The sequence below is a fragment of the Nocardioides palaemonis genome (assembly GCF_018275325.1).
Taxonomy (GTDB): Bacteria; Actinomycetota; Actinomycetes; order Propionibacteriales; family Nocardioidaceae; genus Nocardioides; species Nocardioides palaemonis.
In genome coordinates this window covers 933705-960009 of the sequence record NZ_JAGVQR010000001.1, presented here as the reverse complement: position 1 = coordinate 960009, position 26305 = coordinate 933705, and the positions used below count along the sequence as shown (strand labels likewise).

The following is a 26305-nucleotide window of genomic DNA, read 5'->3' as shown; positions in this document are numbered from 1 at the left end:
TTTGCGGGACGGACCCTCGTCGCCCGCAAAGGTTGCGCCAGGGTTACTCGGTCGGCGGCCAAAGGTCGCGAGGTGGTCGATCTCGTTCTGGTTGATCGCGACAGTCTTGCGTAGCAGGTCGACGTCGGTGCATAGCTCCTCGAGCCGTTCCTACTCGCGGGGTGTCCGCAATCAGGAGTCGCCACTGGTCGGTGGTGTCGCGCTTCTGACGAGTAGCCCGTGCCCTCGGGCCGGTCGATCTACTAGCGCAACCCGCGCGCCGTTGCCCGTGCCCGATGCCCGGCAGGGCCGGTCAGCTGTCCCTGACCGAGGTGCTGAGATCAGAGCTGGCGGCCGATTCGCCGGCTCTCGGTGGTGAGGAGTTGGGCGAGCCGCGGGATGTCGGCGCGGATCTGTTCGGTGGGTCCCATCATCGAGATGGCGGCGACGGCGAGGCCGGCGACGTTGCGGATTGGTACTGCGACGGTGGAGACGTCGTTGATGGACTCCGACTCCGAGGTGGCGAAGCCGTGGCGGCGGGCCATCGTCAGCTCGCTCTCCCAGTGGGCGACCGACCGGACGGTTCGGCTGACGCGTGGCGGGAAGCCGGCCTCGCGCCGGGCGCGATCGACCGCGGGGTTGAAGGCCGCGATCACCTTGCCCGAGCTGGTGACGTGGGCGGGGAGGCGACGGCCGATGCGGTCGAGCTCTTCCTCGAGGCCGGGCTTCTCGATGCGTTCGACGAAGACGACGTCGGGTCCGTCGGGGACGGACAGGTTGACCGTCAGCCCGGTGGTCTCGGCGAGGTAGCGCATCACCGGCAGAGCGACGTGGCGCAGGCTGCTGCGTGCCTGGGCGAGTTGGCCGAGCTCGTAGACGTGGATACCCAGACGGTAGCGGCCCGTAGCAGGCACCTGCTCGACGTAGCCGCGGTTCCCCAGCACCGACAGCATGCGGTGGGCCGTGGACTTGGCGATCCCGAGTCGCCGCGCGATGTCGGTGACCCCGAGCTCGTTGTCGGTGGCGAAGCATTCGAGGACGTCGAGGGCGATGTTGACCGACCGCAGCGCCTCGCCGCGGCCCTGGCCGGCGCGGCGAGGCGTGCTCCTGACGAGCAGGTGGTCCGGGTCCGCTGCCATCTGACGAGGCTAGCCCGTGCCGGCGGTGTCAGCCCTGACCATCGAGGAACCGGACAAGAAGCGTGTTGAACTCGTCGGTACGCTCGATCTGGGTCCAGTGCCCGGTCTGACCGAAGACGTGCAGGTCGGCCCGCGGGATCAGCTCGAGCAGCCGCTGGGAGGTGGCCACGGGGATGACCCGGTCGTCCCGGCCGTGGACCAGCAGCGTCGGTGCGGAGATGCCGCGCACCTCGTCCTCGTGGCTTGCCATGGCGTCGACCCAGCGCTGGCGCGGTGCCGGGAACATCGCGGCGAACCGCTGGTCCGCGCCCTCGGCGATGGAGGACTCGTAGCGCAGTTGCGCGAGGTCATCGGTGATGCCGGCACCGTCGTAGGTGAACGTGTCGAGTACCTCCCGCATCCCCTCGACGCTGGCGCGGTAGCCCCACACCGTCTGGAGTCCGGGCGTGATCTCGAACGGGACGCCGACCGAGCCCATTAGCACGAGCCGCCGCACCCGCTCGGGGTGCTCGATCGCGAGCCGCAGGGCGAGGGCGCCTCCGAAGGAGTTGCCGACCAGGTCGGTCGTGTCGAGGTCGAGCACATCCATGAGAGCGACGACGTGTTCGACCCAACTCTCCATCGTGTAGCGGTGGTCGGTCGGTGGCACCGTCTGGCCGAAGCCGATCAGGTCGGGTGCGATGGTACGACGTCCCGCCGCGACCAGTGCCGGCAACGTCAGGCGCCAGTTGGCCAGCGCGCTGACGCCTGGGCCGGAGCCGTGGAGCAGGAGGACCGGCGCGCCGGCGCCCTCGTCCACCACGTGGGTGTCGAGGGCGCCGACGCGAACCATGGACCCGACGGTCATCGCGGGTCAGTGGCTCTCGTAGACAGCGTCGCGGATCTCCCCGACGGTGCCGCCGCTGACGTTGTCCGTCAGGTCGAGGTCGGCGGGAACGGTGTCGGACGAGGCCAGGATCTCTACGACGGTCTCCCAGACCTCGGGAGTCGTGTCACCGGGGCGGTTGCCCTCGTCGGGAGCCATCACGGCGAGCGCCTCTTCGAACAGGGCGCGCGAGGCGTCCTCGTTCTCGCAGGCGGATGGGACGGCGCCGCAGACGATGTCGTAGGACTCGTCTTGGTTCTCCAGTGTGTAGTACTCGGCGTCGATCCAGCTCTGGGTGACCGCCTGGGCCTCCTTCTTACCGGCGTCGGTGTCGAGGAACTCCTGCGTGGTGGCCATACAGGTTCCAGGGACCGAGGAGTACTTCTCCGGGGTCACGTCGACGAACTCGACGCCCTCCGAACCGAGCGAGACGAAGTCGGGGTAGGAGGAGCTGTAGCCGTCGACCTTGCCGCCCTTGATCGCGGCGAGCGACTGCGGCCCGGCGCCACCGATCGGCAGCGTGGTGACGTCCTCCGTCAGCCCAGCGTCGGCGAGCGCGGCCTTGACCAGCGCGTTCTCGCCGCCGCCCGGCTCGGTGATCCCGAGCGTCTTGCCGCTGAACCCCTCGAGGTCGGTGACACCGCTCTCGGCCAGCGCGGCGATCCGGTAGACGTTGTGCGCCTGGTGGCAGAACAGCACGCGGACGTCGTCGCGCTTGGAGGCGGCCACGGCGATGTCAGCGGAGCCGATGAGCGCGAAGTTGACGTTGCCGGCCACGAGTTGCTGGGAGACGTAGCCGGAGCCGTCGGCGACCGAGATCTTGACGTCGTCGAGGCCGTTCTCGGCGAAGATCCCGCGCTCCTTGGCGACCGTCACGGGGGCCATGGGCAGTCCTTCGGGGAAGGGCAGCAGGATCTCGGTTTGGCCGGATGACTTCGCGTCACCCTCGGCTCCGCCACCGCAGGCGGCCAGCGTGAAGGCCAGCACGGTGGCCGCTGCCAGGCTCATCTTCTTGTTCTTCATGGGGGTCATCCTTTGGTGTGGTGGGCAGGCCGGCAGGGGCCGGCCTGGCCCTGGTGGGTTCCGAGAGCGGGCTGACGCAGGCGCGTCAGTGCTTCCAGGTGATGAGGCGGCGTTCGAGGAGCTCGATCAGGGCGTAGAGGACGAGGCCGATGATGGCTAGGAAGACCACGACCGCGAATCCCTTCGCGACGTCGAGCTGGAAGTTGAACTCCTTGACCAGGACGCCGAGGCCCTCGGAGGCGCCGACGAACTCGCCGACGATCGCGCCGAGGAGAGCCAACGTGAGTGCTGTCTTGATGCCCGCGAAGGTGATCGGGGCTGCGGTTGGGAGCGTGAGCCGGAAGAAGGTCTGCTGGGTGGTGGCGCCGTAGGTCCGGAACAGGGTGCGCGCGTTGTCGTCGACCGAGGCGATGCCCGCCACGGTGTTGATCACAACCGGGAAGAAGCAGATCACAGCCGCCATCACGACCTTCGACGTCATGCCGAACCCGAACCAGGTCAGGAAGACGGGGGCGAGCGCGACGCGCGGGGTGTTCTGGAAGGCGACGACGAAGGGCCATAACGCCGTGCGGAAGAGCTTGAACGTCCCAGTCAGCGCTCCGATCAGCAGGCCGGCGGTGCCGCCGATGAGAAAGCCGTAGATGGTCTCCTGCAAGGTGAGCCAGGTCGACTCCCAGAAGTAGCGAGTCTGGCTGATTTCGATGAGGGCGGCGAAGGTGTCGGAGGCGGCCGGGACGGTGATCGGGTTGACGAGCCCGGTCTGGACCGAGACCTCCCAGCCGAGGATCGCGGCAGCGAGCACGACGAAGGGCAGGCCGAAGCGTGCCGCTGCGGTGTCGAGCCAGGGGCGGGTCTTGTTCGCACGTCGATCCGGGGAGGCCGGTGGCGCCTCCGGCAGCGTGGCTCTGGTCGTGATGGTCATGCGATGGTCCCGTCCTCTCCGACGAGTGCCTCACGAACCTCGAGGCTGATCTCCAGGAATCTGGTGGAGCCGATCATGGCCGCGGACCGCGGGCGCGGCAGGTCGACCTTGACGTCGGCGGCGATGCGGCCGGGGTTGGCGTCAAGGCAGATGATCCGGTCGGCCATCAGGACGGCCTCCGGGATGGAGTGGGTCACCAGGAGTGTCGTGCGCCCCAGCTCCTCGTGCATGCGGGTGAACTCCAGGCCGAGGTGCTCACGCTTGAACTCGTCGAGCGCGGAGAACGGCTCGTCCAGGAGCATCACACCGGGGTCGAGAGACAGTGCCCGGGCCAGGGAGACCCGCTGCTGCATCCCGCCGGAGAGCTCCCACGGGTTGCTGTCGACCGCGTGTGAAAGGCCTACGAGTTCGATGAGCTCGCTGACTCGGGCGGTGACGTCGGGACCCTTCCTACCGGCGAGATCGAAGGGCAGCCGAACGTTCCCAGCGACCGAGCGCCACGGCATGAGCACGGCCTGCTGGAGCATGAAGCCGACGTCGCGGCGCCCTTCACGCGGTTCCTGACCGCCGACCTCGACCGAGCCGTCGTCGAAGGGGATGAGGCCGGCAAGGATCTTCAAGATGGTGGACTTGCCGCAGCCGGACGGGCCGACGAGGGCGATCAGCTCACCCGGCTCGATTGTGAGGTCGATGCCGCCGAGCACCGGCGTACGGCCGGTGGCGGTGACGTAGGTCTTGCTCAACCCACGGATGACGATGGACTCGCCGGCGACGGATGGCGCCTCGGCAGTGATGGTCATGGAGGACTCCAGAGAGAGGGATCGCTGAGCTGTTGCCACGACGGTAGGTTGTGATGGACATCACCCCGTTGCGTGTTCCTCACAGGCGAACAAGTCCTTCAAGGGTTCGCCAACGGAGAACGCGAGACTCTGGGACCCGAGGAAGACGCCTACCTTCGAGTCCATGACCACCTGGACCGAAGACTCCGTCGCCACCGAGCTGCTCGCGTGTGAGGCGGAGCGACGTGACCGCACCAAGTTCACCGACGAGTGGCCCGAGCTCGACGTGGCCGCCGGCTACCGCATCCAGTCCGAGACGCTGCGGCGCCGACTCGACCGCGGTGAGAAGATCACCGGCGTCAAGCTCGGTCTGACCAGCGTGGCCAAGCAGCAGCGCATGGGCGTGGACACCCCCCTCGTGGCCTGGTTGACCGACGCGATGGCGCTCGAGACGGGTCAGCCCGTCCCGCAGCATGCCCTGATCCACCCCCGGGTCGAGCCGGAGATCGTCTTCGTCATGCGGGACCGCCTCGTCGCCCCCGGCGTCACCGCCGAGCAAGCCCTGGCCGCGGTCGGCACCGTCCGCGCCGGCGCCGAGGTGATCGACAGCCGCTACCGCGACTTCAAGTTCACCGCCGCCGACGTGGTCGCAGACAACGCCTCCTCGGGCGCCTACGTCCTGGGTGGGGTCGAGCGCGAGCCCGGCATGGATCTGGTGGGTGAGAGCGTCGAGGTGCTCGTGGACGGCGAGGTGGTGCACAAGGCAACCGGCGCCGACGTCCTCGGCAACCCGGCGGAGGCTCTCGCCCTCGCGGTGAACGACCTGGCGACGCGCGGCCTGGCGATCGAGCCCGGCTGGGTGGTCCTCACCGGCGGTATGTCCGACGCGGTCTACGCGACCCCCGGCTCCACGGTGGTGTGCCGCTTCTCGACGCTCGGCGAGGTCGCTCTCGACTGCGGAAGCCCCGAGTGATGCCACTCGTCGAGGTGACCCTCGTGGAGGGCCGCAGCCCCGAGCAGATCCGTGCCCTAATCTCCGGCCTCACCCAGGCGGTTGTGGCCGCAGTGGACGCCCCGCAAGAGAACGTGCGAGTGGTCGTTCGCGAAGTACCTCCCACTCACTGGGCCGCCGGCGACGTCACGATCGCCGAGCGCACGGCCACCCCCCGAAAGGACAACCCATGAGCACCTACTTCGCCCACGTCATCGGCGGCAAGGAGGTCGACTCCCTCGACGGTGCCAGGTTCGACACGGTCAACCCGTGGACCCGTGAAGCGTGGGCGGAGGTCGCCCTCGGCGACAGGGCCGACGCCGAAGCCGCGGTGACGGCCGCTCGCACCGCCTTCGACGACGGCCCCTGGCCGCGACTGGGGTACGGCGAACGCCAGCGGCTGCTCCACCGGCTGGCCGACCTGATGGAGGCCAACGCCGACGAGCTGGCGGCCGCGGACTCCCACGACATGGGCAAGCCACTCGCGCAGTGCCACCACGACGTGGCCCGTGCCGCACTGAACTTCCGCTTCTTCGCCGACCACGCCAAGATGGCGACGGCCGAGGTGTTGCCCATGGACTCGGGCCACCACGCCTACACACGGTTCGACCCCGCAGGCGTCGTCGTCGCGATCGCGCCGTGGAACTTCCCGCTGATGCTCGAGACATGGAAGGTCGCCCCGGCCCTGGCGTGGGGCAACACCGTCGTACTCAAGCCGGCCGAGGACACCCCCACCAGTGCGACCATCCTTGCGCGGCTTGCGACCGAGGCCGGGCTCCCCGACGGCGTCTTCAACGTCGTCCACGGCTACGGTCATTCCGTCGGCGCGGCGCTGACCGGCGACCCACGCGTGGACCGCATCACGTTCACCGGTGAGACCGGCACGGGCAAGACGATCAGCGCGGCCGCTGCGCAGAACCTCACCCCCGTCTCACTCGAACTCGGGGGCAAGAACTGCAACATCGTCTTCGCCGACGCCGAGCTCGACAACGCCGTGCACTGGTCGATCCAGTCGATCTTCCGCAACGCCGGCCAGATCTGCCTCTCCGGCAGTCGGTTGTTCGTGCAGCGGCCGATCCTGGACGAGTTCGTGAAGCGCTTCGTCGCGGCCGCGGAGGCGATGACGTTCGGCGACCCCTTGGACCCGGCGACGGAGTTCGGCCCGCTGGCCTCCGAGCAGCACTTCGAGAAGGTCAAGGGCTACGTCGAATCGGTCGAGCAGTACGGCGGCCGGATGCTGACCGGTGGCCTGGGGGACGGCTGGTTCGTCAAGCCCACCGTGCTCGTCGACATGCCGCTGGACAGCCCCCACGTCCAGGAGGAGATCTTCGGCCCAGTCGTGGTGATCCACCCCTTTGACAGCGAGGACGAGGTCGTCGATCTGGCGAACGAGAGCGTCTACGGCCTCGACGCCCAAGTCTTCACCGAGGACCTCCACACCGCCCACCGGGTGTCCGCCCGTCTCGAGGTCGGCACAGTCTGGGTCAACTGCTTCTTCATCCGCGACCTGCGTGCCCCCTTCGGCGGCGTGGGGGCCTCAGGCGTCGGCCGCGAGGGCGGCAACTTCTCCCGCGAGTTCTTCACTGAGCCCAAGGCCGTGATCATGCAGATCACGGGGAAGCCCTCCTGAACCGGCGCGACGTCCTGCTGGCTGCCCTGATGGGCAGCTTGTGGGGGATCAACTTCCTGGTCATCGACTGGGGGATGGAAGGAACGCCACCACTGCTCTTCGCCGCGCTTCGGTTCGCATTGGTCTTCTTCCCCGCGGTTCTGTTCGTCGCCAGACCCCGGGTGACCTGGCGGGTGCTGGCAGCGGTGGGCGGGCTTGTCTCGCTGGGCCAGTTCGGCTTCCTGTACGTCGCCATGGCAGCGGGGATGCCGCCCGGGCTCGCCGCTCTGGTGCTTCAGGGTCAGGTCGTGTTCACGCTGGTGATCGCAGCGGTCGCCCTGCGCGAGCTCCCCACGCGGCTCCAGCTGGTCGGAGCGCTGTTCGGGAGCACCGGGCTGGCCGTGGTGGCTGTCGGGCGGGACGGCTCGTGGCCCTCCGTCGCCCTGGCGCTGTGCCTGTTGGCTGCACTCTCCTGGGCCGCCGGTAACGTGGTGACCCGAGCCGCGGCCGTGCCGTCGGGCCTAGGCCTGACGATCTGGTCCGCCTCGGTGGTCCCACTGCCGCTGCTCGCCCCTCTCGTTCCTGGTCGACGGCCCGGCCGAGGTCTCTGCTGCCGTGGCGGCACTGTCCTGGCGTCCTCTTGCGGCCACGGCGTACACCGTGGTGCTCGCCTCCCTGGTCGGCTACGGGATCTTCAACACCCTGCTCTCTCGCAATCCGTCCTCGGCCGTGGTGCCGTGGGCGCTGCTGGCGCCGGTGGTCGCGATGGTCGGTGCATGGGCAGTTCACGGAGATGCCCCCAACCTCGCTGAGAGCACCGGTGGAGCCATGCTGCTCGCCGGGGTGCTGGTCGCGACCCGTCCGTCCAAACGCATGAGGAAGGGGCTGGGCCTCCCATCGTGAAGCCCAGCCCCTTCGTCGTAGCCACCCTCAGGCGGAGACTGCCTCCCGCTCGCGCAGCAAGTCCAGGGCGATGTCGATGATCATGTCCTCCTGGCCACCGACCAGGCGGCGCTTGCCGACCTCGAGGAGCAGGTCGCGGGTGTCGACGCCGTACTCGCGCGAGGCGTTCTCGGCGTGCCGCAGGAACGAGGAGTAGACCCCTGCGTAGCCCAGGGTCAGCGTCTCGCGGTCGACGCGTACCGGGCGGTCCTGGAGTGGCCGGACGATGTCGTCGGCAGCGTCTTGGAGTTTGAAGACGTCGCAGCCGTGCGTCCAGCCCTGCAGGTCGGCGACGGCGATGAACGGTTCGATGGGGCAGTTGCCCGCGCCCGCGCCTTGACCGGCGAGCGAGGCGTCGACGCGGCGGACGCCCTCCTCTACGGCCACGACGGAGTTGGCGACCGAGAGCGAGAGGTTCTCGTGGGCATGGATGCCGATCTCGGTCTCCGGGGAGAGGACGTCGCGGTAGGCGCGGATCCGTTCGCGCACGCCGTCCATCGTGAGGCGGCCGCCGGAGTCGGTGACGTAGACGCAGTGCACGCCGTAGGACTCCATCAGCTTCGCCTGCTGGGCGAGCTCGTCCGGGGGTGCCATGTGCGACATCATCAGGAACCCCGAGACGTCCATCCCGATCTCGCGGGCGGTCTCGATGTGCTGCTTGGCGACGTCGGCCTCGGTGCAGTGGGTCGCGACGCGCACCGACCGCACCCCGAGGGAGTAGGCCTCCTTGAGGTGCTCCACGGTGCCGATGCCGGGGACCAGGAGCGAGGTGAGCCTGGCGTTGTTGATGACCGCGGCGGCCGCCTCGATCCAGGCCCAGTCGGTGTGGGAGCCGGGCCCGTAGTTGATCGAGCCACCTCCGAGGCCGTCGCCGTGGGTGACCTCGATCGCGTCGACACCGGCGTCATCGAGGGCGGTGACGATGCGGGCGACGTCGGCAGGGTCGATACGATGGCGGATGGCGTGCATCCCGTCTCGCAGGGTGACGTCTTGGATGTAGAGCGCGGTCATGCGGGGGCACCTTCCGTGAGCACGCCGGCGGAGAGCTCCGTGGCGATCCGCTCGGCGGTCTGCATGGCCGCCGAAGTCATGATGTCGAGATTTCCGGCGTAGGCCGGGAGGTAGTGGGCCGCACCCTCTACTTCGAGGAACACCGCGACCTTATGGGAGACGGCCACCTCTCCGACGCCCTTGCCGAGCATCGTGTGGACAGGCTCGTCGGCCGGGACGCGAGTGAACTGGACGGCCTGCTTGAGGCGGTAGCCGGGCACGTACGCGGCGACGGCGGCCACCATCTCCTCGATCGACTTCCTGATCGCGTCCTGCTTGACCTCGTCGGGGTCGTTGATCAGGCAGAAGACGGTGTCGCGCATGATGAGCGGCGGCTCGGCGGGGTTGAGGATGATGATCGCCTTGCCCGTCCAGGCGCGGCCCACCGCCTCGATTGCGTGCGAGGTGGTCTCGGTGAACTCGTCGATGTTCGCACGGGTCCCGGGACCGGCCGACTTCGACGCGATCGAGGCGACGATCTCGGCGTACGGCACGTCCGTGACGCGCGAGACGGCGGCGACGATCGGGATCGTGGCCTGGCCGCCGCAGGTGACCATGTTGAGGTTGTCGAGCCCGATGTGCTCGTCGAGGTTGACCGCGGGCACCACGAACGGTCCGATGGCCGCCGGGGTCAAATCGACCAGCTTCTTGCCGTACGGCGCCAGCTTGGCCGCGTTGGCCTTGTGGGCGCCGGCGCTGGTGGCGTCGAAGACGATGTCGATGTCGTCGAATCCCTCCATCGCGATCAGGCCGTCGACCCCTTCTGCGGTGGTGGCCACGCCGAAGCGTCCCGCCCGCGCAAGGCCGTCGGACTCGGGGTCGATGCCGACCATCGCCCCCATCTCGAGGGTCTTACTGACCCGGAGCACCTTGATCATCAGATCGGTCCCAATGTTGCCGGAGCCGATGATGGCCACCTTCGTCTTTGGCTGGGTCTTGGTCATGCGTCCTCCCTTTCGGAGAAGGTTGCGCTCACCGAGCCGAGCCCAGTGATGGTGGCTGTGAAGGAGTCGCCGGGCATGACCGCGACCATGGGACCGAGCGCGCCCGAGAGGATGACCTGGCCTGCACGCAGGGGGTCCCCGAACTCGAGCGCCGTGCGGGCCAGCCACGACATCGCGTTCAGGGGATCGTCCAAGCAGGCGGCGCCGTTGCCCTCGGAGACCTGCTCGCCGTCGCGGGTCATCACCATCTCCACCAGGGCCGGCTCGACCTCCTCGAGGGTTCGTCGCTTCTCTCCCAGTATGTAGAGCGCGCTGGAGCCGTTGTCGGCGACGGTGTCAGCGAAGGTGATGTCCCAGTCGGCGATGCGGCTGTCGACGATCTCGATCGCGGCGCACACGTAGTCGACCGCACCCCGGATCCGGGCCAGGTTAAGGTCGCCCTCGGCGAGGTCCTTTTTGAGCACGAAGGCGATCTCCGCCTCGGCCTTGGGCTGGATCAGCCTGCTCATCGGGATCACGTCGTCACTGGTGTAGCCCATGTCGTCGAAGAGGTAGCCCAGGTCAGGTTGGTCGACGCCGATCTGCGCCTGGACGGCCTTGGAGGTGAGCCCGATCTTGCGGCCCACGATGGTCGCCCCGGTGGCGAGCCTGGCAGCGGTGCCGCGCGCTTGCACGGCGTATGCGGTGGCGATGTCGGTGGACCCGATCAGGTCGCGCACCGGTGCGCAGGGCACGCCGTCGGCTGCCGCGGTGAGCAGGCGCTCGGAGGCGGCGACGATCTCGGGGGTCTGGGTGGTCATGGCGCCATCGTGGGTGGGCGCGACCGGGAAACCTAGAACGGAGTTCGTGTGAGTGGAACACTGGTCTCATGTCCTTGGACCCCGCGAGCGTTCTCGGCAAGGCGATGATCGTGCTGCATGCCTTCGAGGCCGACGACCACGGCCTCAGCTTCGCCGCCCTGCAGCGTCGCACCGGGCTGCCCAAAGCGACCCTGCACCGACTGTCGGGACAACTCGTTGAAGCAGGCCTGCTCGACCGGGCCGACGGCGACTTTCACCTTGGCTCGCACCTCTTCGAGCTCGGCATGCGCGCCTCGGTCGAACGTACGATGCTCGAGGTGGCCACCCCATTCCTCGAGGACCTCTACGAGCGCACACACGAAGTCGTCCACCTCGCACTGCGAGAAGGCGCCGAAGTTGTCTACGTCGCCAAGGTGAGCGGCCACCGCGCGCCTCGTTCGCCCTCACGGGTGGGTGGTCGCATGCCAGTCCACGCGACCGCACTGGGCAAGGCGCTGCTCGCCTTCGCCGGCGAGGATGAGCGGATCGAGGTACTGCGTGGCCCGCTCGAGCGTCGTACCGCCCGCACCATCACCGCCCCCGGGCGCCTGCGTCAACAGCTCGATAGCGTCGTTTCGTCGGGGGTCGCGTTCGAGTACGAGGAGGGCGCGTTGGGCCTGGTGTGCGTAGCCGCGCCCGTGCTCGACGCCGATGACCGACCCCTGGCCGCCATCAGCATCTCCGGCGACGCCACCCGCTTCCACCCCGCCGACCACGCCGCCTCCGTCCGGGCCGCGGCCGCCGGCATCGCCGCCACCCTCGCTCGACGCCACGCGCTGGCGCGCAGACACTGACGCCCGGATGCGGGAGGGCGTCCAGTGATGGCGCGGCGCGACTCGGGGACGTTGGCTCTCCGCAAGAGGATCCCGTTCTGGTCACGCTCGGCGTGACACTCCCGTTCTGGTCACGCTCGTGTCGACACCGCGGCCAGCGGGACCGCTGCTCAGCGTCGCGACCTCGCTGTCGCTGCGTGTCTGATGGTGGGCGCGTTCGGCCGCGCCTGACCTGGCCGCGCAGGTCGCCGAGCGACGGTCGGTCACGGCTCGGGGCTCGACTGGCCACGCTGGCGTAAGACACCGCTGGCTGACCATCGTTAGCGCCAGCTCGCTCTTGCCGCACCTGTCGTCACGCTGACTACAGGCCCGCCGAAGGTCGGCGGGCTCACGACCGGTGCCCCGCCTCACACGCCGTGACCGCCGCGATCGACGACGGCGCATCGGCTGGGGCGCTGCGACCGGTGGAACCGATGCTCGCGGCCGAAGCCAGCGGCAAACGCCGCGACCGCAATGGGAGAGCTCGACGGCTGCACTGCGGTCGCCCAGCGGCGGCGACGGAACGAAACGTCGAGGTGACGCGCTGCTGGCTAGCTCGGCGAGGACTCGTCGACCGCCAGTTCGCCTAGTTGGGCCCACTCGAGCCCTGGCACTTGTGTATTGACGATCCGCGGGGTCTCGGCGAGGTATCCCGGGAGCTCACGCGTCGCGGCTTGAAAGTGCTCGGATTGGACATGGGACGCGCCCGCGTCTTCGTCGCGGAATGCTTCGAGGAGCACGTATTCGTTTGGGTCGTCCAGGCTGCGCGACCAGTCGAACCACAAGCACCCCTCCTCGCTGCGGGTCGACTCGGTGAACGAGCGCGAGACTTCCGGCCAATTGTCGGCATGCTCGGATTGCACTAGAAAGCGTGCGGCGATGAAGATCATGGGTACCTCTCGTCGGATTGAAGTTGTTCGGAAAGTTGAAGGTGACGCGACGCGACCGTTGCCGCTGCCGCTGGCAAATGGTCGTCCCGTGGGAAAAGGCCGTCGGTGACAATCCAACGTCGAGCAGCGGGCCTTCTCAGACGGCCCGGTCGCCAAGCGCCGTCGGTTTGTCGAAGGACCAGGCCGGTCTCATGGCCGGGCTGCCGCACGCGGGGACGTGTCCTCGAAACTCTTGCGTTCATGCTCAGCAGACGCAAAGCCGACGTGATTAGGTCGTCGGTTCGGTTCCGACAGGCGGCTCCGGCGAACAGCCCCTGACCTGCGCAAACGCAGGGCAGGGGCGGTTCGGTTCTGGTGGTCGCGCGATGCGCTGGCCTCACGGCTTTGCCCGATACCGACGTCGCTCTCCTCTGCGACGGACCCCTCGCCGGCTGAGCGCTCGCGGCCGGCATCCTGTCCGTGTGCCGATAGGCCTCGCACCGCTCGGCAACGCAGCGTGGGCGTTGCGTCGCGACCTGGCGACGGCTCGGCGGGGCGCGATCGTCTCGTGCGTTGGCGGACTACGGGAGCTTGGACGCGAGGACGTCGGCCGCCAGGATCTCGGGTGCTGCGCCGAGGAGGTGCTGGTTGGCCATCAGGGCTGCGACGATGGCGCCGTTGGCGTGGGCTTCGCGAGCGGCCTCGTCGGGGAATGCATCGAAGATCCAGAAGGTGTCGGCGTGGGTCCTGACCGCGAACCAGACAATCGTTCCTACTTCTTCGTTGGCGAGCGCGACAGCGCCGGCGAGCAGATCGGCGAGCGCGTCGTGCTGTCCATCGGCCGCGACGATCTTGGCGACGAAGGCATACGGAAGTGATGCGGGTGTGGACATGAGGGGTTCTCCTAGGTGTCGAGGTTTCTTGGTGGAACGAGTTGAGCGTATGACGAGCAAGGGCATGTGAGAAGTGGCGTATACGGCAGTATTGCTATTGTTCGCGCCATGCGTATCGGACTGATCGCGATCGACGGCTGCTTCGGTTCGGCTGTCGCGTCGGTCATCGACATCGTGCGGGTGGCCGACGGAGTCCGCGGCGATGTCGACCCGCGGATCGACCCGATCGAACTCGCCATCCTCGGACCGAAACGGAGAGTGACCACGACGGCATCGATGACCCTGTCGGTGGACCACCCGCTGTCGGAGTCCGCAGAGTTCGACGTGGTCGTCGTCCCTGCGCTTGGAACCCTCACGGCCGCCGCGACCGACGACGCCCTCCGGAGCCGGGACGTTCGTTCGGTCATCGCCTCGCTCGGGCGCCTCGACGACGCGACCACCCGGATCGCCGCGGCGTGCACCGGCGTGTTCGCTGTCGCCGAGACCGGACGGATGCATCATCGGCGGGCGACGACCAGCTGGTTCCTGGGGCCGGAGTTCCTGAAGCGCTATCCGACCGTCGCCCTCGATCTCGACACCATGGTCGTGGTCGACGGGAACCTCGTCACCGCCGGCGCCGCGTTCGCCCACATCGACCTCGCGCTCTCACTCGTGCGATCGATCAGCCCCGACCTGGCCCAACATGTCGCCAAGCTCCTCATCATCGACGAGCGTCCGTCGCAGGCGGCCTTCGTCGCTTACGAACATCTCCGGCACGAGGACCCGATCGTCGTCGAGTTCGAACGCTTCGTGCGCGCCCGCCTGGACGAACCGTTCGACGTCGCGTCGGTGGCGCAGTCGCTCGGGACCAGTCGGCGCACCCTCGAGCGACGAGTCCGTGCGGCGCTCAACCTCACTCCGCTCGGCTTCGTCCAACGGCTTCGCATCGAACGAGCGCGGCACCTCTCGGCGACCACGGACCTCACCTCCGCGGAGATCGCGCTTCGTGTCGGCTACGCGAACGCCGAGACTCTGCGCTCCCTCCTGCGTAGGGAGCGACGCCGTTCCTGACCTATCGCCATGCCTGTAGCCGGTGTCCTAGTGCTCGACTGGAACCACCTCTCAGCACGTCGCGTCGACGCTCCTGCGTCGCCCCTGGACGACCCACTCGACACGCCCGCAGCACAGGCCATGTGACGTGTCCCGGCTTCCCGGACGGTCGGGGTTGGGTGGCTGTGATGTCGCTGCGTTCTCGTCGAGGGGGTCAGCAGACTCGATCAGGGTCGATTGGGATGAGACGCGAAGGCGGTCAGGTCAGGGCGGCCGAAGCCGGCCGGCGGGGTAGCGTCGGTCACGTCGAGGTCTTTCGGATGGATGGCGTAGGAACCTCCGTCGTCGGGGAGACCTCGACGTCTATCTGCGGACCGACGCGCCCGGCCGACCTACACCCTCATCTGGGAAGAGCCGCTTTCTACGACTGATGATGGGCCATCCGGGTCGCGAGCCTTACTGACCGCACACAATGGGGTTCGGCACGCGACATGCCCTACACCGGTGACCCATTCCGCGATTGACGCGTAGCCCGAGCCGTCCCACACGGGGATGGTCGAGCGGAGCTCGCAAGCGGATGGGCTCGCGGAGCGACCCGGTACGGGATGGGCTCGCGGAGCGACCCGGTACGGGATCCGCTTACGCGACTACGGATTTCGCGTGGCCTCGCCAGTCGTTCGCCGCTGGAAACGGTTTGGCATTCGGGGCGAAGAGCCTTCGATCCCGGGTGTAACCTGCGGTCGGGTCTTGGTGTGACCCGCCTCCCGCACCGAGAGATCGGTTGGTGAACACATCGACTGTTCTGCATCGCCAGACCCGTTCTTCTAGGCGTCCTGGCCGGCAACGCGGGGACCGGCTCGCGCGGACGCCGAAGGGACGGACATGGATATCTCGACCGATGACGCGAAGTCCGCAGCGAAGTCGCTGCGCTCCAGGCTTGCTGCGGAGGGTGTGCACATCTCTCACTCGCTGGCGCTCGAGGCGACTGCGGCGCAACTCGGACTGCGCGACTGGAACACGGCAAGTGCGGTGTTGGACGGGCCGAGACTCGGGCCAGCTGTACCTGTATTGCGCATCCAGGACGACCAGCTAGCCCGTGACTTCTACGTGCGGTGGCTGGGGTTCGAGGTCGAATGGGAGCACCGCTTCGATCCTGGACTGCCGCTCTACTGTCGTGTGCGCCGTGATGCCGCAGTGCTTGATCTCTCCGAGCACTACGGAGACGGAACACCGGGCGGCGTCCTCTGGATCCCCGTCAAGGATGTCTACGCACTGCGTGACGAGCTGCGCAAGCGCGGTCACCCAGGAGCACGCCCGGGCGTCGAGCGCTCAGCGCCTGGCGGGCCTACGATGACCATCACCGACCCTTGCGGCAACGTGCTGCGCTTCTGCCAGCGCACGGACTGACTGATCCCCACGATCGTGTCCGCGTGCCGATGGGCTCGCGGAGCGACCCGGTACGGGATGGGCTCGCGGAGCGACCCGGTACGGGATCCGCTTACGCGACTACGGATTTCGCGTGGCCTCGCCAGTCGTTCGCCGCTGGAAACGGTTTGGCATTCGGGGCGAAGAGCCTTCGATCCCGGGTGTAACCTGCGGTCGGGTCTTGGTGTGACCCGCCTCCCGCACCGAGAGATCGGTTGGTGAACACATCGACTGTTCTGCATCGCCAGACCCGTTCTTCTAGGCGTCCTGGCCGGCAACGCGGGGACCGGCTCGCGCGGACGCCGAAGGGACGGACATGGATATCTCGACCGATGACGCGAAGTCCGCAGCGAAGTCGCTGCGCTCCAGGCTTGCTGCGGAGGGTGTGCACATCTCTCACTCGCTGGCGCTCGAGGCGACTGCGGCGCAACTCGGACTGCGCGACTGGAACACGGCAAGTGCGGTGTTGGACGGGCCGAGACTCGGGCCAGCTGTACCTGTATTGCGCATCCAGGACGACCAGCTAGCCCGTGACTTCTACGTGCGGTGGCTGGGGTTCGAGGTCGAATGGGAGCACCGCTTCGATCCTGGACTGCCGCTCTACTGTCGTGTGCGCCGTGATGCCGCAGTGCTTGATCTCTCCGAGCACTACGGAGACGGAACACCGGGCGGCGTCCTCTGGATCCCCGTCAAGGATGTCTACGCACTGCGTGACGAGCTGCGCAAGCGCGGTCACCCAGGAGCACGCCCGGGCGTCGAGCGCTCAGCGCCTGGCGGGCCTACGATGACCATCACCGACCCTTGCGGCAACGTGCTGCGCTTCTGCCAGCGCACGGACTGACTGATCCCCACGATCGTGTCCGCGTGCCGATCGTCACGCGGAGCGTGACCACAGCGGGATCGCGCATTGCCACGCTCCCGCGTGCTGATGGGGACAATCAGGCTGCTCGACGCCAGGTTGGCGCGACGAGACAAACAGAGACACTGAGGTTGACGGGCTCTAGGACGCACTGACGCCGGGCTGACGACGGCGAACGTCGCGGAGGAGCGTCCGGCGCCGGCATATTCGACCACCAGCGTGGTCGGCCATGGCGTCGGGTCAGTGGCTCGCGCCGAGCTCGACCAGCAGGACCCCGCTGATGATGAGTGCGATGCCCCCCATCATCAGTGGTGTGAGCGGCTCCTTGAACAGCGCCTTAGACGCGATTGCGGTCAGCGCGACACCGGAGGCTGCCCAGATGCCGTAGGCCACGCCGAGCCCCATCCCCTCGTTCAGGGCGAGGGTGAGGAAGGAGAAGGCGATGAGGTAGCCGAGTGCGGTGACCGCGTAGAACGCCGAGCGTCCCTTTGCGGCAACTCGCAGCGACAAAGTGGCGATGACTTCGAAGGCGATCGCGGCGATCAGGAAGAGCCACTGCATCACACGACTCCCGTCTCGGTGTTGTTGCTGCCCGGGATAACACCGGTGTTGCCGACTTCGGTGGCGTGCGCCTTTTGGGAGCCAAGTTCCACGGTCAGGACGCCGGCGATGATGAGAGCGATGCCCACGCCCATAAGCGCGGTCAGTGACTCGTCGAAGATCAACGAGGACAGCACGGCTGTCGCTGCCACGCCCATCGCGCCCCAGATGCCGTAGGCGACCCCGAGCGCCATGCCCTGCTTCAGGACGAGGGCGATCAGCACGAAGGACGCGATGTAGCCCACGCCGACGAGCCCGAAGAAGGCTGGCCGGTCTAAGGCTGCCTTGAGTGACAGCGACGCGGTCACCTCGCAGGCGATCGCTGCCACTAGTAGGTACCACTTGGTCATTGACTCTCCTCGATGAGGCTGTGGGCGAAGGCTTGCACGTCGTTGTGTCGGTCCCGGTCGTTCGCGGACAGCTGCTGGGTGGTGACGGTCTCGAACCAGATGCCGTCGGCGATGAGCCGCGCCGCCGTCAGCCGCGTACGTTTCGGAACAGGAGTGTCGTCGGGTATCGCGACCCACGGCTCCATCCGTTCGCACCAGCGGGTCGTGAGTGGCTCATGGAGGCGGGGGTCGGTCAGCATCACGAGGTCCCCGGCGGAGAAGTCGCCGTCGCAGGCCCAGTTCACGTACGCGTGGATGCGCGACTCGACGCTCTCGCGGGCCGGATCTGCTCCTGGGATGCGCGCTTTCAAGTCGCATTCGTATCCGTCGATGACGAAGTCGACCATCGCCATCATGAGGTCCTGCTTGGTGGAGAAGTGGTACATCAGACCCGGCTTGGTCACGCCCGCGGCCCGCGCGGCCGAGTCAAGCGACACGACCCTCCCGTCGCGGGCGAGATCCACTGCCGAAGCGACGATGTCGTTGCGCTGCGATGCTCGACCTCCCACACTCGAACTTTACCAACCGGTTGGCTAAGTTTGCAAGCAAACGCACAGCGAAGCTCGCGTCCGTGCGCCTGGCCTCCCAACTCGATAGTGAGCTGACCTGGCGTCCATGTCGCTCCAGTTGACGAACCCCACTGGGCAAACCGCTGTGGTCGAGACCGGCTCCGATCAGTTCCGCTCATCGGCGTCCCGCCGAGGTGTCGGTTGCGGGACGCCAACGAGGTGACGATCAGCGTCGTGTGGAGGCGTCAGCAAGATCGGCCTTGGCCGCGATTCGTTGGCGCTCGATGGCGCGATAGACCGTCGAGCGGCCGATCCCGAACAGCTCAGCTACCTCGAGGGTGCTGTACTCGCCGCTGTGCACTAGCGAGACGAGGTGCGCTTCCTGCTTGCGGCTTAGCTTGGGCTGCTTGCCCTTCAGCCGGCCCTTGGCCCTGGCGACCTTCATGCCCTCGACTGTGCGAAGCCTGATGAGGTCGGACTCGAACTCAGCGACCATCGCGAGGACGTTGAACAGCAGCTTCCCGACAGCATCGGTGGGGTCGTAGACGGACCCGCCGAGGCTGAGGCTGATCTGGCGGGTGGTGAGCTCGTCGGCGATCGCCCGGGCATCAGGCAGGGACCGGGCCAGCCGGTCGAGCTTGGTCACGACCAACGTGTCCCCGGCACGACAGGCGGCCAGCGCCTCGCGCAAGCCGGGGCGCTCGCGGTTGGTGCCGGTCAGGCCGTGATCGACGTAGATCCGCTCGGCCTCGACACCGAGTCCGAGCAGCCCGTCACGCTGCGCGGTGAGGTCTTGTTGATCGGTGGAGCATCGGGCGTACCCGACAAGCAGTGCGTTCATGGCGCACCTCCAATGGGGTTGGTCCGGCCGATCCAGGGCTGTGGGTCGGCTCGGGCATCGAGCAGGGCTCGACCTCACCAGGAACTCGCTGCGGGCCGTCTTCGACAAGCCCCCTCTGCCACCTCGGCGGCGAGCTGCCAGTCTTGTGTTCAGCGGGGGCGCTGAACGAGGACCCGGGTGACTCGACTGGTCGCGCTCAGGTGCCGGCCGAGGTCGGGATCGAGTAGGCCGGCGACGGTCGCGATGTCGGTGACGCGTCCCGCGATGTCGTACCTGAGGAGTGGCTCGTGGTGGGCCACTCGGTTGCGCAGACCGTGCAGACGTCCGATGGGGCGGTCGACGTCGCGCCGGTCAGTGCCCGGTGCGAACGCCTGGTGGAGGGATGGCACCCACAGCGACTTCTCATGGGCGGAGGAGCTGAGGAACCGCCAGAAGCCGAACATCAACTCAGCAATGACCTTGCCGGGTGGAGCGGCGGGGCCGCCGGCGGAGTCCACGGCACGGTGGAGTGACTCACGTGTCCGCAGGTTGACGTCGACTCGTCGACCACGACGGGTGCGCCACAACGGCGCGAAGGCCGGGATGTTGGCCGTGGTCCAGTGCGGGGGTCCGGGCCACCGCGCGCTGAGCGCGCGGTCGTAGGCGTTGCGTAGCCCGACTTCCAGGTGGGCGAGATCTCGCAGCAGGGCGGCGCTGATCTCGGCGTTCCACTCGTACAGGTCCAGAGCCAACTGCGGGTCGCCTTGGCTGGCGGCCAGGTAGACACCGTGTCGGGGCTGGCTCAGCCAGCGCTCTACCCATGGCCCAGGCGCGGGTGGCCCAGGACTCGGCGGAGGCGGTGGCGACGTTGTCATCGCCCCCATTCTCACGTATCGTTCCTCTTGAAAGCCCCGGTGGACCGCTGGCCTTGGCCATGTCGCCGGGGCTAAGTCATGCCCTCTCAAGTCTTCGCTCATGGCCGCAGACTCGACGACACCACCGGCTAGTGTCGCGGGCTACCTCTTGCGGCGGGTGCCGGTCCCGATCACCGATGGGCTCGCGGAGCGACCCGGTGCCGGATGGGCTCGCGGAGCGACCCGGTGCCGGATGGGCTCGCGGAGCGACCCGGTGCCGGATGGGCTCGCGGAGCGACCCGGTGCCCTTGGGGTTGCGGCTACGCCAGAAGCGAACGCTCTTGCTGATCTCTCGACCGATGAGTGGACTGAGGCGTATGGAGTTGTTGATCTTGGGCGGGACGGCGTTGCTGGGGCGGGCTGTCGCGGACGCCGCGCTGGAGCGTGAACACGCTGTGACTTGCTTGGCGCGTGGCAGTTCGTCGGTTCCCGAGGGAGCGGCCTTCATCGCTGCTGACCGCGATGACGACGACGGCCTGGCGTCGGTCTCGTCGCGATCGTGGGCGGCAGTGGTCGACGTGTCGCGCCAGCCTGGGCAGGTTCGCCGTGCCGTGCGTGATCTGAGGACCCGGCACTGGGTGTTCATCTCCTCCAGCAACGTCTACGCCGACTTCTCCTCCATCGAGCAGGACGAGAATGCACCGCTTCTCCCTCCCCTCCAGGGTGAGGTGATGGAAGACATGTCGACCTACGGCGAGGCGAAGGTCGCCTGCGAGGGCTTCGTCCGCGCTGGCGACTCCTCGGCTACCATCGTGCGCTCGGGCCTGATCGGGGGGCCGGGTGATTGGTCGGGCCGAACGGGGTACTGGCCATGGCGATTCGCTCATCCCACTGGGGATGACGTAATCGTGCCTGACGACCCCGACTTCCCGTGCGCGATCATCGATGTACGCGATCTAGCTTCTTGGGTCGTCACCGCAGCCGAGCAGCAGCTCGACGCAACGTTCAACGCCACGGGCCCGACCATCCCCTTCCACCGGGTCATCGCAGCTGCCGCGCAGATCGCCAACAGCGCCGCGCAGCCGCGCGCCGTTCCGGCCGTGACGTTGGCCGAGCTCGAGATCGGTGCCTGGATGGGCCCGGCCTCACTTCCGCTCTGGATCGATGACCCAGCCTGGCGTGGCTTCGCCACCATGAACACCGACCGGGCACGTGCCGCCGGTCTCGTCACGCGATCACTGGAGGACACCCTGCGAGACACGCTTGCCTATGAGAACCAGCGCACCGAGCCCAGGCAAGCTGGCCTCAGCGACGATGAGGAACAGCGAGTCCGGGCCGCCCTCGATCGAAACCGCACATGACCGCGCGTTGCCACTGACAACAGTCGCGGGCAATCGGTGATCGCAACGGGGTCGTCACGCGGAGCGTGACCAGAACGGGATCCCGTACCGGCACGCTCCGCGAGCCCATCCCGTACCGGGTCGCAGACACCCACGACGAGGTGCTTCGGGGGAGGTTCTGGCGACACATTCCATGAACGCCGAAGCCGATTGGGTGACTTCCCTGATGCGCCCACTGGCCGGCGGGTGGCACCGTGAGCGCATGCTCTTGAACTTGGAGAAGGGTGTATGGCGGGACCTGACGCGCCGACGCGGGGTCAGCTTTGTGGACCCTCGTCTGGCTCAGCCGGCAAGGGCAGCGCTGGTACTCCAAGCGGCTCACACGCTGCTGCCCGAAGCGGGCGTGACGGCGCTGCCTTCAATTGCCCGTGACGAACTTCAGGAGGGGCTGAGTGGCCCGCTGCGCACAGCTATCGCTGACTCCGACCCGTCCTCGGAGGGAACCGTTGAGGGTTTGCGCGATCAGCTGGTGGGGACACTCGTGGCAACGCCGGGTCGAGTCGGCGCACTCATGCTGGCCGACCGCGTGCACCTGAGCCGGCTCGTCCGCGACGAGATCCCGCCCATCATCGCGTCGGCGTGCGTTTGTTGGTATGGCGCCTACCGCCTTCCTGACGACCCCTATGGTCACCAGATCACCACACTGCGAGGCCTGTACCACTCTTGGCTCACAGTTCCAACGGAGCGACCTCGAATCGAGAAACAGATGCGCGGAGCCGCCGTACAGGTCGTCGGTGGACACCCCGACAGTCTGATTGCGCGACGAGTGTGACTCGGCGTCGACTGGCACGAGCCGATCCTGCACTGGCGCGCTCCACGAGCCGGTCCGCTGCATACGCTGAGGCTGTGACCCAAACCTGGTGCCCGACCACTCCAGGCGTGCTTCGTCTGCCGTCCGGTCGAACGGTCCGGGGCCGTGGCCTGCGGCAGCCGGTGCCGGGTGGTGTGTCTCCGGACTTTGGGCTCTACTTTTTGAGCAGGCCCCCGGCGCCGCCCATGGACTGGGAAGAGCGTTGGGTTCGTTGGCCGGACTTGCGGTTGCCTGTCGACAAGGCTGACGCGTGGGACGCATTGTGTGAAGCGTGGCGTCGAGCTGGGCGCGAGCGAGTCGAGGTCGCTTGCAGCGGAGGGCGCGGCAGGACAGGCACTGCGCTCGCCTGTCTTGCGGTGCTGGATGGCGTACCGGCCGATCATGCCGTCGCCTTCGTACGCGAGCGCTACGACCGCCGGGCGGTCGAGACGCCCTGGCAGAGGCGCTACGTCGTGCGATTCGGCACCGTGTAGCTGCAGCCGCTGCGGGATCCCGAACTGGTCCCGGCGTTTAGGTGGAGAGGCTTGGGCCAGATCTCACCGAAGGTTCCCGCCGGGCCTTCGGGCGCTCACTAGCTCCTGGTTACGACGGCAAGCGCTAGCGGTCCTCGGCGATATTTCTGTCGAGATGCCGGGAAGACTGACGAGCGTGTGGGGGATCCCACGGCCCCACCCTGCAGCCGCTACGCCCGCTCGACAGGTTGTCGCAAGATCGTGCGCAGCCTCGACGGCTCGACCCGCCGCGCATCGCTGAGGTAGATCTCGTGGTGCTTCCCGGTCATCCGCAGACCTGCACCGGGAACGAACTGCCCGTGCATCTCAGCCAGGACGTCGACCTCATCGTCGTAGGACCCGACGTGCAACGTTTGCACGCAGAGACCCTCCTCGAGACTCTCCAGCCGTACGTCTTCAAGCCTCACCCCGCGCTGCTTCGCGGCCGCCGCGCTCACAGCGTCAGCGAACATCTGCTCCGTGAGCCAGTCAGGCGTCATGATCATCGCGGTCCAGCACCACTGGGACTTATCGCGCGCGGACGTGAAGGAGGTCATGTCTGCGGCCCACCACAGCGCCTCTAGAGGAGGGACGACATAGTCGCGATCGAGTTCCCGCCTGCTGGTGAACTTCAATCCGTAGGCCACCGGGTATAGGGATGCGAGGGCGTCGGCGTACTTCTGGGACGTGTTGGGGTCGCCCCGACCGTCGATCATCAGGTGCCTCATCCTGGGCACCTCAACGACCCTGAACTCGCCGGCACGCGCGCGGTACGCGTCGTGCGACTTCTTGAAGTCGACCTTCACCGGTCGAGTATCTCGCGCCGGGTCGCTCCGCAAGCCCATCGGCTCGTGGAGCGTGCCAGTACGGGATCGGCTCGACCAGGTGGCGGTCACCGTCGACGTTGACGAGGACTGACGGCATCGCGCTCGTCGACAACCTTCACTTAAAGGTAGCGGGCTGGCCCGTCGGCCTCGCCGCGGCCTGACGTCAGCCAGCATTTCACCGCGTCAGGGCGGCGTCTCTCGAGCTCATCCAGTACGGCCTGGCGTAGGTCGACGATGGCCACCGTTCGCGCCGGCGAGCGCACGTCTCGCACCATCCAGAACGTGACGCGCCACAGTCGGCACAACTCGGACGTGTTCAGATCGAGGACCCGGACGTCGTGGCACCCCGATGTATCAGGCGCCTCCCTTCCCACGGTTGTCTGCGCATCAGTCGCTCTCCGATCCCCTAGCATTGGCCCGCCAGGCCCGCCGGACGCCGCGAGACGATGTGGGGCGCCGGTGAGTCCCACGAAGTGGAGTGACATCCGCAGCACCGGCGGCGTGGTGGCCACGAGCACGCCAAGCCACACCAGCACCCAACTCGGCGAGACGAGCGATACTACTGCTGCGCACAGCACTACCGACGCGCACGCGGCGGCGATCAGACACCACCACGCACCCTGATGAAAGTCGTAGGCGCTTCCTCCGTCCGCGGTGGGTTCGGGGTGGGTGCGAGCGTCGGTCAACGCTGACACGGTGCCCGTCATCGCTACTGCCAGCAGCAGCGGAGCGACCATCGCGATCACTCGTATCATTCCCCACGTAGGGATCGAGATGAACAGCGCACCCACGCCGCACCACGCGACCCCGCGCAGCCATCTCGACCAGCTCATCGGTGCGCCAGTCTCCTTGGTCATCGTCAGTGCCAGGTGCGGGAGCGTGCCACGCTGCGTACCGCCTTAGCCGTGATCGCAACACCGAGTACGCATGCGCCCGCAGCGAGCAGCACCGCCCACCCTTCGCCGGCCTGGCGCCAGGTGATGTGGCGGTGGGTGAGCAGTACCCAGGTGCTGCGCGCCGCGGTCGGCGGAGCAGGTGCACTAGTTGTCACGGCAGGCCGTCCTTGGGAGAGAACTTACGTTGTAAACCATCGCGCGTCCACGCGACTGACGCAAGGGGCGTTCGTGCAATTGTCTGGTGGCGCGAAGGACACCCCGGTGGGTAGTGGAGCCCGGTCGAGCCCACTACGCGCCCACACCCGCGACTCGCAACCGAGACCCGCAACCGAGACCCGCAACCGTTGGGGGGACCTGGGGCCTCGCCCGCCCTTTCACGCCCGCTGGCTCACGAGGGTTCACCTCGCCACCTTGTGATGGCGCTCGTACCTAGGCTTGCCGAGACGATTGGTTTCTTCTCGACCGGGTGTCCTTCCATACCCTCGACATCTGCTTGAGCAGCGCAACAGCGGCGATGCCTGCCACGATGCTGCTGAGGACCGCGCCGGGGCGGGAGTGGCTCGGTTTGCGGCTCCGTTCGCGGCTCCGTTCGTGCGGGGATGGGCGCATGTGCTGGGTCGGGGGCACGTCAGTCGTCCTCCTCGGGATCGTCGTGCTCGCCCCGGCTTCGGCGCAGGGCGCGGCCACGCTCGATGTCTTGGCGTTCCTTCTGCCGGGCTTTCTCGGTTTGTCTGGTGTCGCGTGGCGGTAGTTGGACCGTCCGTTCCGCAGCGATACCGGCTTGAAGTTCCCGGCCTCGTTCGAGTTCGGAGTCCAGCTCTGCGCCGAAGAGCAGGGCGAGGTTGGTGAGCCACAGCCAGAGCAGGAACACGATCACCCCGGCCAGGGAGCCGTAGGTTTTGTTGTAGTTGGAGAACGTGGAGATGTAGAAGCCGAACGCCACGGACGCAATGATCCATGCCACGATCGCGACCAGCGCTCCGACGCTGATCCAGCGGAATTTGGGCTGCTGGATGTTCGGGGTGGCGTAGTAGAGCAATGCCACGATAAGGACCACGACCGCCAAGATTGCGGGCCATTTGGCGATGTTCCACGCCAGCACCGCGGCGGAACCGAGCCCGATCGCATCCCCGACTGCTTGGGCAAGCGGGCCGCTGACGACCAGCGCCAGTGCGACCAGCGCGACCAGCACCACCGTGATCAGCGTGACGAGCAGCAGCAATGGCCGGAGCTTCCAGATCGGGCGGCCCTCACCGATCTCGTACATCCGGTTCATGGCACGCCCGAACGCTCCGACGTACCCTGAGGCTGACCACAACGCGGAGGCCAGCCCGAGGACCAGTGCCATGCCGGCCCGGGGGGCCTGACTGACCGATGACAGCGGGCCGCTGAGAGTGTCGGCGATCGACGCGCCCCCTACTTGGCTCACGATGTCGAGCAGGGTCTGGACAGTCTTGGGGCCGTCGCCGACCAGGCCGACGATCGAGACCAGCGCGATCACGGCCGGGAACAGCGCCAGCACGGAGTAGTAGGTCAGCGCCGCGGCGATGTCGGTGCACTGGTCCTTGGAGAACTCGCGGATCGTCTTGCGCAGGATATAGCCCCAGGACGCCTTCTTGACGTCGGTGATCGAGTCCGGTTTCACCTCGGCGTCAGGATCTGGCGCGGACGCACGCGCAACGGTCGTCTCGCTCATCGACGCCCGCCCCGCCCCACCTGCAGCCCGAGGACGCACACGA

The 26305-nt window shown here is 67.6% G+C and carries 29 protein-coding genes and 1 pseudogene; 12 read left to right on the top strand and 18 right to left on the bottom strand.

Annotation, left to right across the window (positions count from 1 at the left end):
• Window positions 1-320: 320 nt before the first annotated feature.
• The 5 genes from KDN32_RS04580 to KDN32_RS04560 all read right to left on the bottom strand — a co-directional run bounded on the left by KDN32_RS04580 (window position 321) and on the right by KDN32_RS04560 (window position 4728).
• Complete coding sequence (locus KDN32_RS04580; protein ID WP_211730906.1) at window positions 321-1118, bottom strand: IclR family transcriptional regulator; 798 nt, start codon at window positions 1116-1118, stop codon at window positions 321-323.
• A gap of 28 nt (window positions 1119-1146) precedes the next feature.
• Window positions 1147-1950 (bottom strand): alpha/beta fold hydrolase, encoded by an 804-nt coding sequence (locus KDN32_RS04575; protein ID WP_249216353.1) that lies wholly within the window; start codon window positions 1948-1950, stop codon window positions 1147-1149.
• Window positions 1951-1971: 21 nt separating this feature from the next.
• Window positions 1972-3006: an ABC transporter substrate-binding protein gene (locus KDN32_RS04570; RefSeq protein ID WP_211730904.1), complete on the bottom strand. Its 1035-nt coding sequence runs from the start codon at window positions 3004-3006 to the stop codon at window positions 1972-1974.
• An 85-nt stretch (window positions 3007-3091) separates the two neighbouring features.
• Window positions 3092-3928 (bottom strand): ABC transporter permease, encoded by an 837-nt coding sequence (locus KDN32_RS04565; protein ID WP_211730903.1) that lies wholly within the window; start codon window positions 3926-3928, stop codon window positions 3092-3094.
• Window positions 3925-4728 carry an ABC transporter ATP-binding protein gene (locus KDN32_RS04560; RefSeq protein ID WP_211730902.1) on the bottom strand — a complete coding sequence of 268 codons (804 nt, stop codon included), beginning with the start codon at window positions 4726-4728 and terminating at the stop codon, window positions 3925-3927. Before KDN32_RS04560 ends, KDN32_RS04565 begins: the two co-directional genes overlap by 4 nt.
• A gap of 163 nt (window positions 4729-4891) precedes the next feature.
• Here KDN32_RS04560 and KDN32_RS04555 point away from each other — a divergent pair, with 163 nt between their 5' ends.
• The 5 genes and pseudogenes from KDN32_RS04555 (at window position 4892) to KDN32_RS22195 (ending at window position 8210) form a co-directional block, all read left to right on the top strand.
• Entirely contained in the window at window positions 4892-5680 is a 789-nt protein-coding gene (locus KDN32_RS04555) for a 2-keto-4-pentenoate hydratase (protein ID WP_211730901.1), read from the top strand.
• Complete coding sequence (gene thmT, locus KDN32_RS23490) at window positions 5680-5892, top strand: 2-hydroxymuconate tautomerase (protein WP_211730900.1); 213 nt, start codon at window positions 5680-5682, stop codon at window positions 5890-5892. Before KDN32_RS04555 ends, thmT begins: the two co-directional genes overlap by 1 nt.
• Window positions 5889-7328 carry an aldehyde dehydrogenase gene (locus tag KDN32_RS04545; RefSeq protein ID WP_211730899.1) on the top strand — a complete coding sequence of 480 codons (1440 nt, stop codon included), beginning with the start codon at window positions 5889-5891 and terminating at the stop codon, window positions 7326-7328. The genes thmT and KDN32_RS04545 overlap by 4 nt, the downstream gene beginning before the upstream one ends.
• Before the next feature lie 29 nt (window positions 7329-7357).
• Window positions 7358-7654: pseudogene (locus KDN32_RS22200) on the top strand (EamA family transporter); the annotation flags it as partial.
• A 268-nt stretch (window positions 7655-7922) separates the two neighbouring features.
• Window positions 7923-8210 carry an EamA family transporter gene (locus KDN32_RS22195; RefSeq protein ID WP_307853709.1) on the top strand — a complete coding sequence of 96 codons (288 nt, stop codon included), beginning with the start codon at window positions 7923-7925 and terminating at the stop codon, window positions 8208-8210.
• A 27-nt stretch (window positions 8211-8237) separates the two neighbouring features.
• Here the strand turns inward: KDN32_RS22195 and dmpG are convergent, their stop codons facing one another.
• The 3 genes from dmpG to KDN32_RS04525 are packed head-to-tail and all read right to left on the bottom strand — an operon-like array spanning window position 8238 to window position 11043.
• Window positions 8238-9260, bottom strand: a complete 1023-nt coding sequence (gene dmpG, locus KDN32_RS04535; RefSeq protein ID WP_211730898.1) for a 4-hydroxy-2-oxovalerate aldolase — start codon at window positions 9258-9260, stop codon at window positions 8238-8240.
• On the bottom strand, window positions 9257-10243 hold the full coding sequence (locus KDN32_RS04530; protein WP_211730897.1) for an acetaldehyde dehydrogenase (acetylating): 987 nt from the start codon (window positions 10241-10243) through the stop codon (window positions 9257-9259). Before KDN32_RS04530 ends, dmpG begins: the two co-directional genes overlap by 4 nt.
• Window positions 10240-11043 (bottom strand): 2-keto-4-pentenoate hydratase, encoded by an 804-nt coding sequence (locus KDN32_RS04525; RefSeq protein ID WP_211730896.1) that lies wholly within the window; start codon window positions 11041-11043, stop codon window positions 10240-10242. The genes KDN32_RS04530 and KDN32_RS04525 overlap by 4 nt, the downstream gene beginning before the upstream one ends.
• 68 nt (window positions 11044-11111) lie before the next feature.
• Here KDN32_RS04525 and KDN32_RS04520 point away from each other — a divergent pair, with 68 nt between their 5' ends.
• Window positions 11112-11876 carry an IclR family transcriptional regulator gene (locus KDN32_RS04520; RefSeq protein ID WP_211730895.1) on the top strand — a complete coding sequence of 255 codons (765 nt, stop codon included), beginning with the start codon at window positions 11112-11114 and terminating at the stop codon, window positions 11874-11876.
• A 569-nt stretch (window positions 11877-12445) separates the two neighbouring features.
• Here the strand turns inward: KDN32_RS04520 and KDN32_RS04515 are convergent.
• Window positions 12446-12784 carry a putative quinol monooxygenase gene (locus KDN32_RS04515; RefSeq protein WP_211730894.1) on the bottom strand — a complete coding sequence of 113 codons (339 nt, stop codon included), beginning with the start codon at window positions 12782-12784 and terminating at the stop codon, window positions 12446-12448.
• 560 nt (window positions 12785-13344) lie between these two features.
• Window positions 13345-13656 (bottom strand): putative quinol monooxygenase, encoded by a 312-nt coding sequence (locus KDN32_RS04510; protein ID WP_211730893.1) that lies wholly within the window; start codon window positions 13654-13656, stop codon window positions 13345-13347.
• A 66-nt stretch (window positions 13657-13722) separates the two neighbouring features.
• Here KDN32_RS04510 and KDN32_RS04505 point away from each other — a divergent pair, with 66 nt between their 5' ends.
• From KDN32_RS04505 to KDN32_RS04495, 3 genes are all read left to right on the top strand, one after another.
• A complete protein-coding gene (locus KDN32_RS04505; RefSeq protein ID WP_443678608.1) occupies window positions 13723-14706 on the top strand; it encodes a GlxA family transcriptional regulator in 984 nt (327 codons plus the stop codon).
• Window positions 14707-15567: 861 nt separating this feature from the next.
• Entirely contained in the window at window positions 15568-16092 is a 525-nt protein-coding gene (locus KDN32_RS04500; RefSeq protein ID WP_211730892.1) for a glyoxalase superfamily protein, read from the top strand.
• A gap of 334 nt (window positions 16093-16426) precedes the next feature.
• Window positions 16427-16951: a glyoxalase superfamily protein gene (locus tag KDN32_RS04495; protein ID WP_211730892.1), complete on the top strand. Its 525-nt coding sequence runs from the start codon at window positions 16427-16429 to the stop codon at window positions 16949-16951.
• A gap of 258 nt (window positions 16952-17209) precedes the next feature.
• Here KDN32_RS04495 and KDN32_RS04490 read toward each other — a convergent pair whose 3' ends face one another.
• The 5 genes from KDN32_RS04490 to KDN32_RS04470 form a co-directional block, all read right to left on the bottom strand.
• Complete coding sequence (locus KDN32_RS04490) at window positions 17210-17530, bottom strand: DMT family transporter (protein WP_211730891.1); 321 nt, start codon at window positions 17528-17530, stop codon at window positions 17210-17212.
• Entirely contained in the window at window positions 17530-17919 is a 390-nt protein-coding gene (locus tag KDN32_RS04485) for a DMT family transporter (RefSeq protein ID WP_211730890.1), read from the bottom strand. The genes KDN32_RS04490 and KDN32_RS04485 overlap by 1 nt, the downstream gene beginning before the upstream one ends.
• The gene (locus KDN32_RS04480; RefSeq protein ID WP_211730889.1) at window positions 17916-18467 is read right to left on the bottom strand and encodes a TetR/AcrR family transcriptional regulator; all 552 of its coding nucleotides are present in this window, start codon (window positions 18465-18467) and stop codon (window positions 17916-17918) included. The genes KDN32_RS04485 and KDN32_RS04480 overlap by 4 nt, the downstream gene beginning before the upstream one ends.
• A 226-nt stretch (window positions 18468-18693) precedes the next feature.
• Window positions 18694-19308 (bottom strand): recombinase family protein, encoded by a 615-nt coding sequence (locus KDN32_RS04475; protein ID WP_159899390.1) that lies wholly within the window; start codon window positions 19306-19308, stop codon window positions 18694-18696.
• Between the two features lie 149 nt (window positions 19309-19457).
• A complete protein-coding gene (locus KDN32_RS04470) occupies window positions 19458-20039 on the bottom strand; it encodes an Abi family protein (RefSeq protein WP_211730888.1) in 582 nt (193 codons plus the stop codon).
• Between the two features lie 479 nt (window positions 20040-20518).
• Here KDN32_RS04470 and KDN32_RS04465 point away from each other — a divergent pair, with 479 nt between their 5' ends.
• The 3 genes from KDN32_RS04465 to KDN32_RS23485 all read left to right on the top strand — a co-directional run bounded on the left by KDN32_RS04465 (window position 20519) and on the right by KDN32_RS23485 (window position 22825).
• Window positions 20519-21502 (top strand): NAD-dependent epimerase/dehydratase family protein, encoded by a 984-nt coding sequence (locus KDN32_RS04465; protein WP_211730887.1) that lies wholly within the window; start codon window positions 20519-20521, stop codon window positions 21500-21502.
• A 241-nt stretch (window positions 21503-21743) separates the two neighbouring features.
• A complete protein-coding gene (locus KDN32_RS04460) occupies window positions 21744-22313 on the top strand; it encodes a hypothetical protein (protein ID WP_211730886.1) in 570 nt (189 codons plus the stop codon).
• Window positions 22314-22537: 224 nt separating this feature from the next.
• The gene (locus KDN32_RS23485) at window positions 22538-22825 is read left to right on the top strand and encodes a protein-tyrosine phosphatase family protein (RefSeq protein WP_372446464.1); all 288 of its coding nucleotides are present in this window, start codon (window positions 22538-22540) and stop codon (window positions 22823-22825) included.
• A gap of 209 nt (window positions 22826-23034) precedes the next feature.
• On the opposite strand, the gene KDN32_RS04455 is transcribed toward KDN32_RS23485, so the two are convergent.
• The 3 genes from KDN32_RS04455 to KDN32_RS04445 all read right to left on the bottom strand — a co-directional run bounded on the left by KDN32_RS04455 (window position 23035) and on the right by KDN32_RS04445 (window position 26262).
• The gene (locus tag KDN32_RS04455; protein ID WP_307853705.1) at window positions 23035-23649 is read right to left on the bottom strand and encodes a GyrI-like domain-containing protein; all 615 of its coding nucleotides are present in this window, start codon (window positions 23647-23649) and stop codon (window positions 23035-23037) included.
• A gap of 140 nt (window positions 23650-23789) precedes the next feature.
• Entirely contained in the window at window positions 23790-24527 is a 738-nt protein-coding gene (locus KDN32_RS04450) for a hypothetical protein (RefSeq protein ID WP_211730884.1), read from the bottom strand.
• 667 nt (window positions 24528-25194) lie between these two features.
• Window positions 25195-26262: a YihY/virulence factor BrkB family protein gene (locus KDN32_RS04445; RefSeq protein ID WP_211730883.1), complete on the bottom strand. Its 1068-nt coding sequence runs from the start codon at window positions 26260-26262 to the stop codon at window positions 25195-25197.
• Between the last annotated feature and the right edge of the window lie 43 nt (window positions 26263-26305).

Excerpts from the sequence above, each read along its gene's own strand:
- KDN32_RS04545 (WP_211730899.1), top strand. The coding sequence starts at position 5,889 with ATGAGCACCTACTTCGCCCACGTCATCGGCGGCAAGGAGGTCGACTCC.
- KDN32_RS04530 (WP_211730897.1), bottom strand. The coding sequence starts at position 10,243 with ATGACCAAGACCCAGCCAAAGACGAAGGTGGCCATCATCGGCTCCGGC.
- KDN32_RS04565 (WP_211730903.1), bottom strand. The coding sequence starts at position 3,928 with ATGACCATCACGACCAGAGCCACGCTGCCGGAGGCGCCACCGGCCTCC.
- KDN32_RS04515 (WP_211730894.1), bottom strand. The coding sequence starts at position 12,784 with ATGATCTTCATCGCCGCACGCTTTCTAGTGCAATCCGAGCATGCCGAC.
- KDN32_RS04555 (WP_211730901.1), top strand. The coding sequence starts at position 4,892 with ATGACCACCTGGACCGAAGACTCCGTCGCCACCGAGCTGCTCGCGTGT.
- KDN32_RS04445 (WP_211730883.1), bottom strand. The coding sequence starts at position 26,262 with ATGAGCGAGACGACCGTTGCGCGTGCGTCCGCGCCAGATCCTGACGCC.
- KDN32_RS04525 (WP_211730896.1), bottom strand. The coding sequence starts at position 11,043 with ATGACCACCCAGACCCCCGAGATCGTCGCCGCCTCCGAGCGCCTGCTC.
- KDN32_RS04450 (WP_211730884.1), bottom strand. The coding sequence starts at position 24,527 with ATGACCAAGGAGACTGGCGCACCGATGAGCTGGTCGAGATGGCTGCGC.
- KDN32_RS04570 (WP_211730904.1), bottom strand. The coding sequence starts at position 3,006 with ATGAAGAACAAGAAGATGAGCCTGGCAGCGGCCACCGTGCTGGCCTTC.
- KDN32_RS04580 (WP_211730906.1), bottom strand. The coding sequence starts at position 1,118 with ATGGCAGCGGACCCGGACCACCTGCTCGTCAGGAGCACGCCTCGCCGC.
- KDN32_RS04500 (WP_211730892.1), top strand. The coding sequence starts at position 15,568 with ATGGATATCTCGACCGATGACGCGAAGTCCGCAGCGAAGTCGCTGCGC.
- KDN32_RS04460 (WP_211730886.1), top strand. The coding sequence starts at position 21,744 with ATGCTCTTGAACTTGGAGAAGGGTGTATGGCGGGACCTGACGCGCCGA.
- KDN32_RS04520 (WP_211730895.1), top strand. The coding sequence starts at position 11,112 with ATGTCCTTGGACCCCGCGAGCGTTCTCGGCAAGGCGATGATCGTGCTG.
- KDN32_RS04465 (WP_211730887.1), top strand. The coding sequence starts at position 20,519 with ATGGAGTTGTTGATCTTGGGCGGGACGGCGTTGCTGGGGCGGGCTGTC.
- KDN32_RS04495 (WP_211730892.1), top strand. The coding sequence starts at position 16,427 with ATGGATATCTCGACCGATGACGCGAAGTCCGCAGCGAAGTCGCTGCGC.
- dmpG (WP_211730898.1), bottom strand. The coding sequence starts at position 9,260 with ATGACCGCGCTCTACATCCAAGACGTCACCCTGCGAGACGGGATGCAC.
- KDN32_RS04575 (WP_249216353.1), bottom strand. The coding sequence starts at position 1,950 with ATGGTTCGCGTCGGCGCCCTCGACACCCACGTGGTGGACGAGGGCGCC.
- KDN32_RS04560 (WP_211730902.1), bottom strand. The coding sequence starts at position 4,728 with ATGACCATCACTGCCGAGGCGCCATCCGTCGCCGGCGAGTCCATCGTC.
- thmT (WP_211730900.1), top strand. The coding sequence starts at position 5,680 with ATGCCACTCGTCGAGGTGACCCTCGTGGAGGGCCGCAGCCCCGAGCAG.
- KDN32_RS04475 (WP_159899390.1), bottom strand. The coding sequence starts at position 19,308 with ATGAACGCACTGCTTGTCGGGTACGCCCGATGCTCCACCGATCAACAA.
- KDN32_RS04510 (WP_211730893.1), bottom strand. The coding sequence starts at position 13,656 with ATGTCCACACCCGCATCACTTCCGTATGCCTTCGTCGCCAAGATCGTC.
- KDN32_RS04490 (WP_211730891.1), bottom strand. The coding sequence starts at position 17,530 with ATGCAGTGGCTCTTCCTGATCGCCGCGATCGCCTTCGAAGTCATCGCC.
- KDN32_RS04485 (WP_211730890.1), bottom strand. The coding sequence starts at position 17,919 with ATGACCAAGTGGTACCTACTAGTGGCAGCGATCGCCTGCGAGGTGACC.
- KDN32_RS23485 (WP_372446464.1), top strand. The coding sequence starts at position 22,538 with ATGGACTGGGAAGAGCGTTGGGTTCGTTGGCCGGACTTGCGGTTGCCT.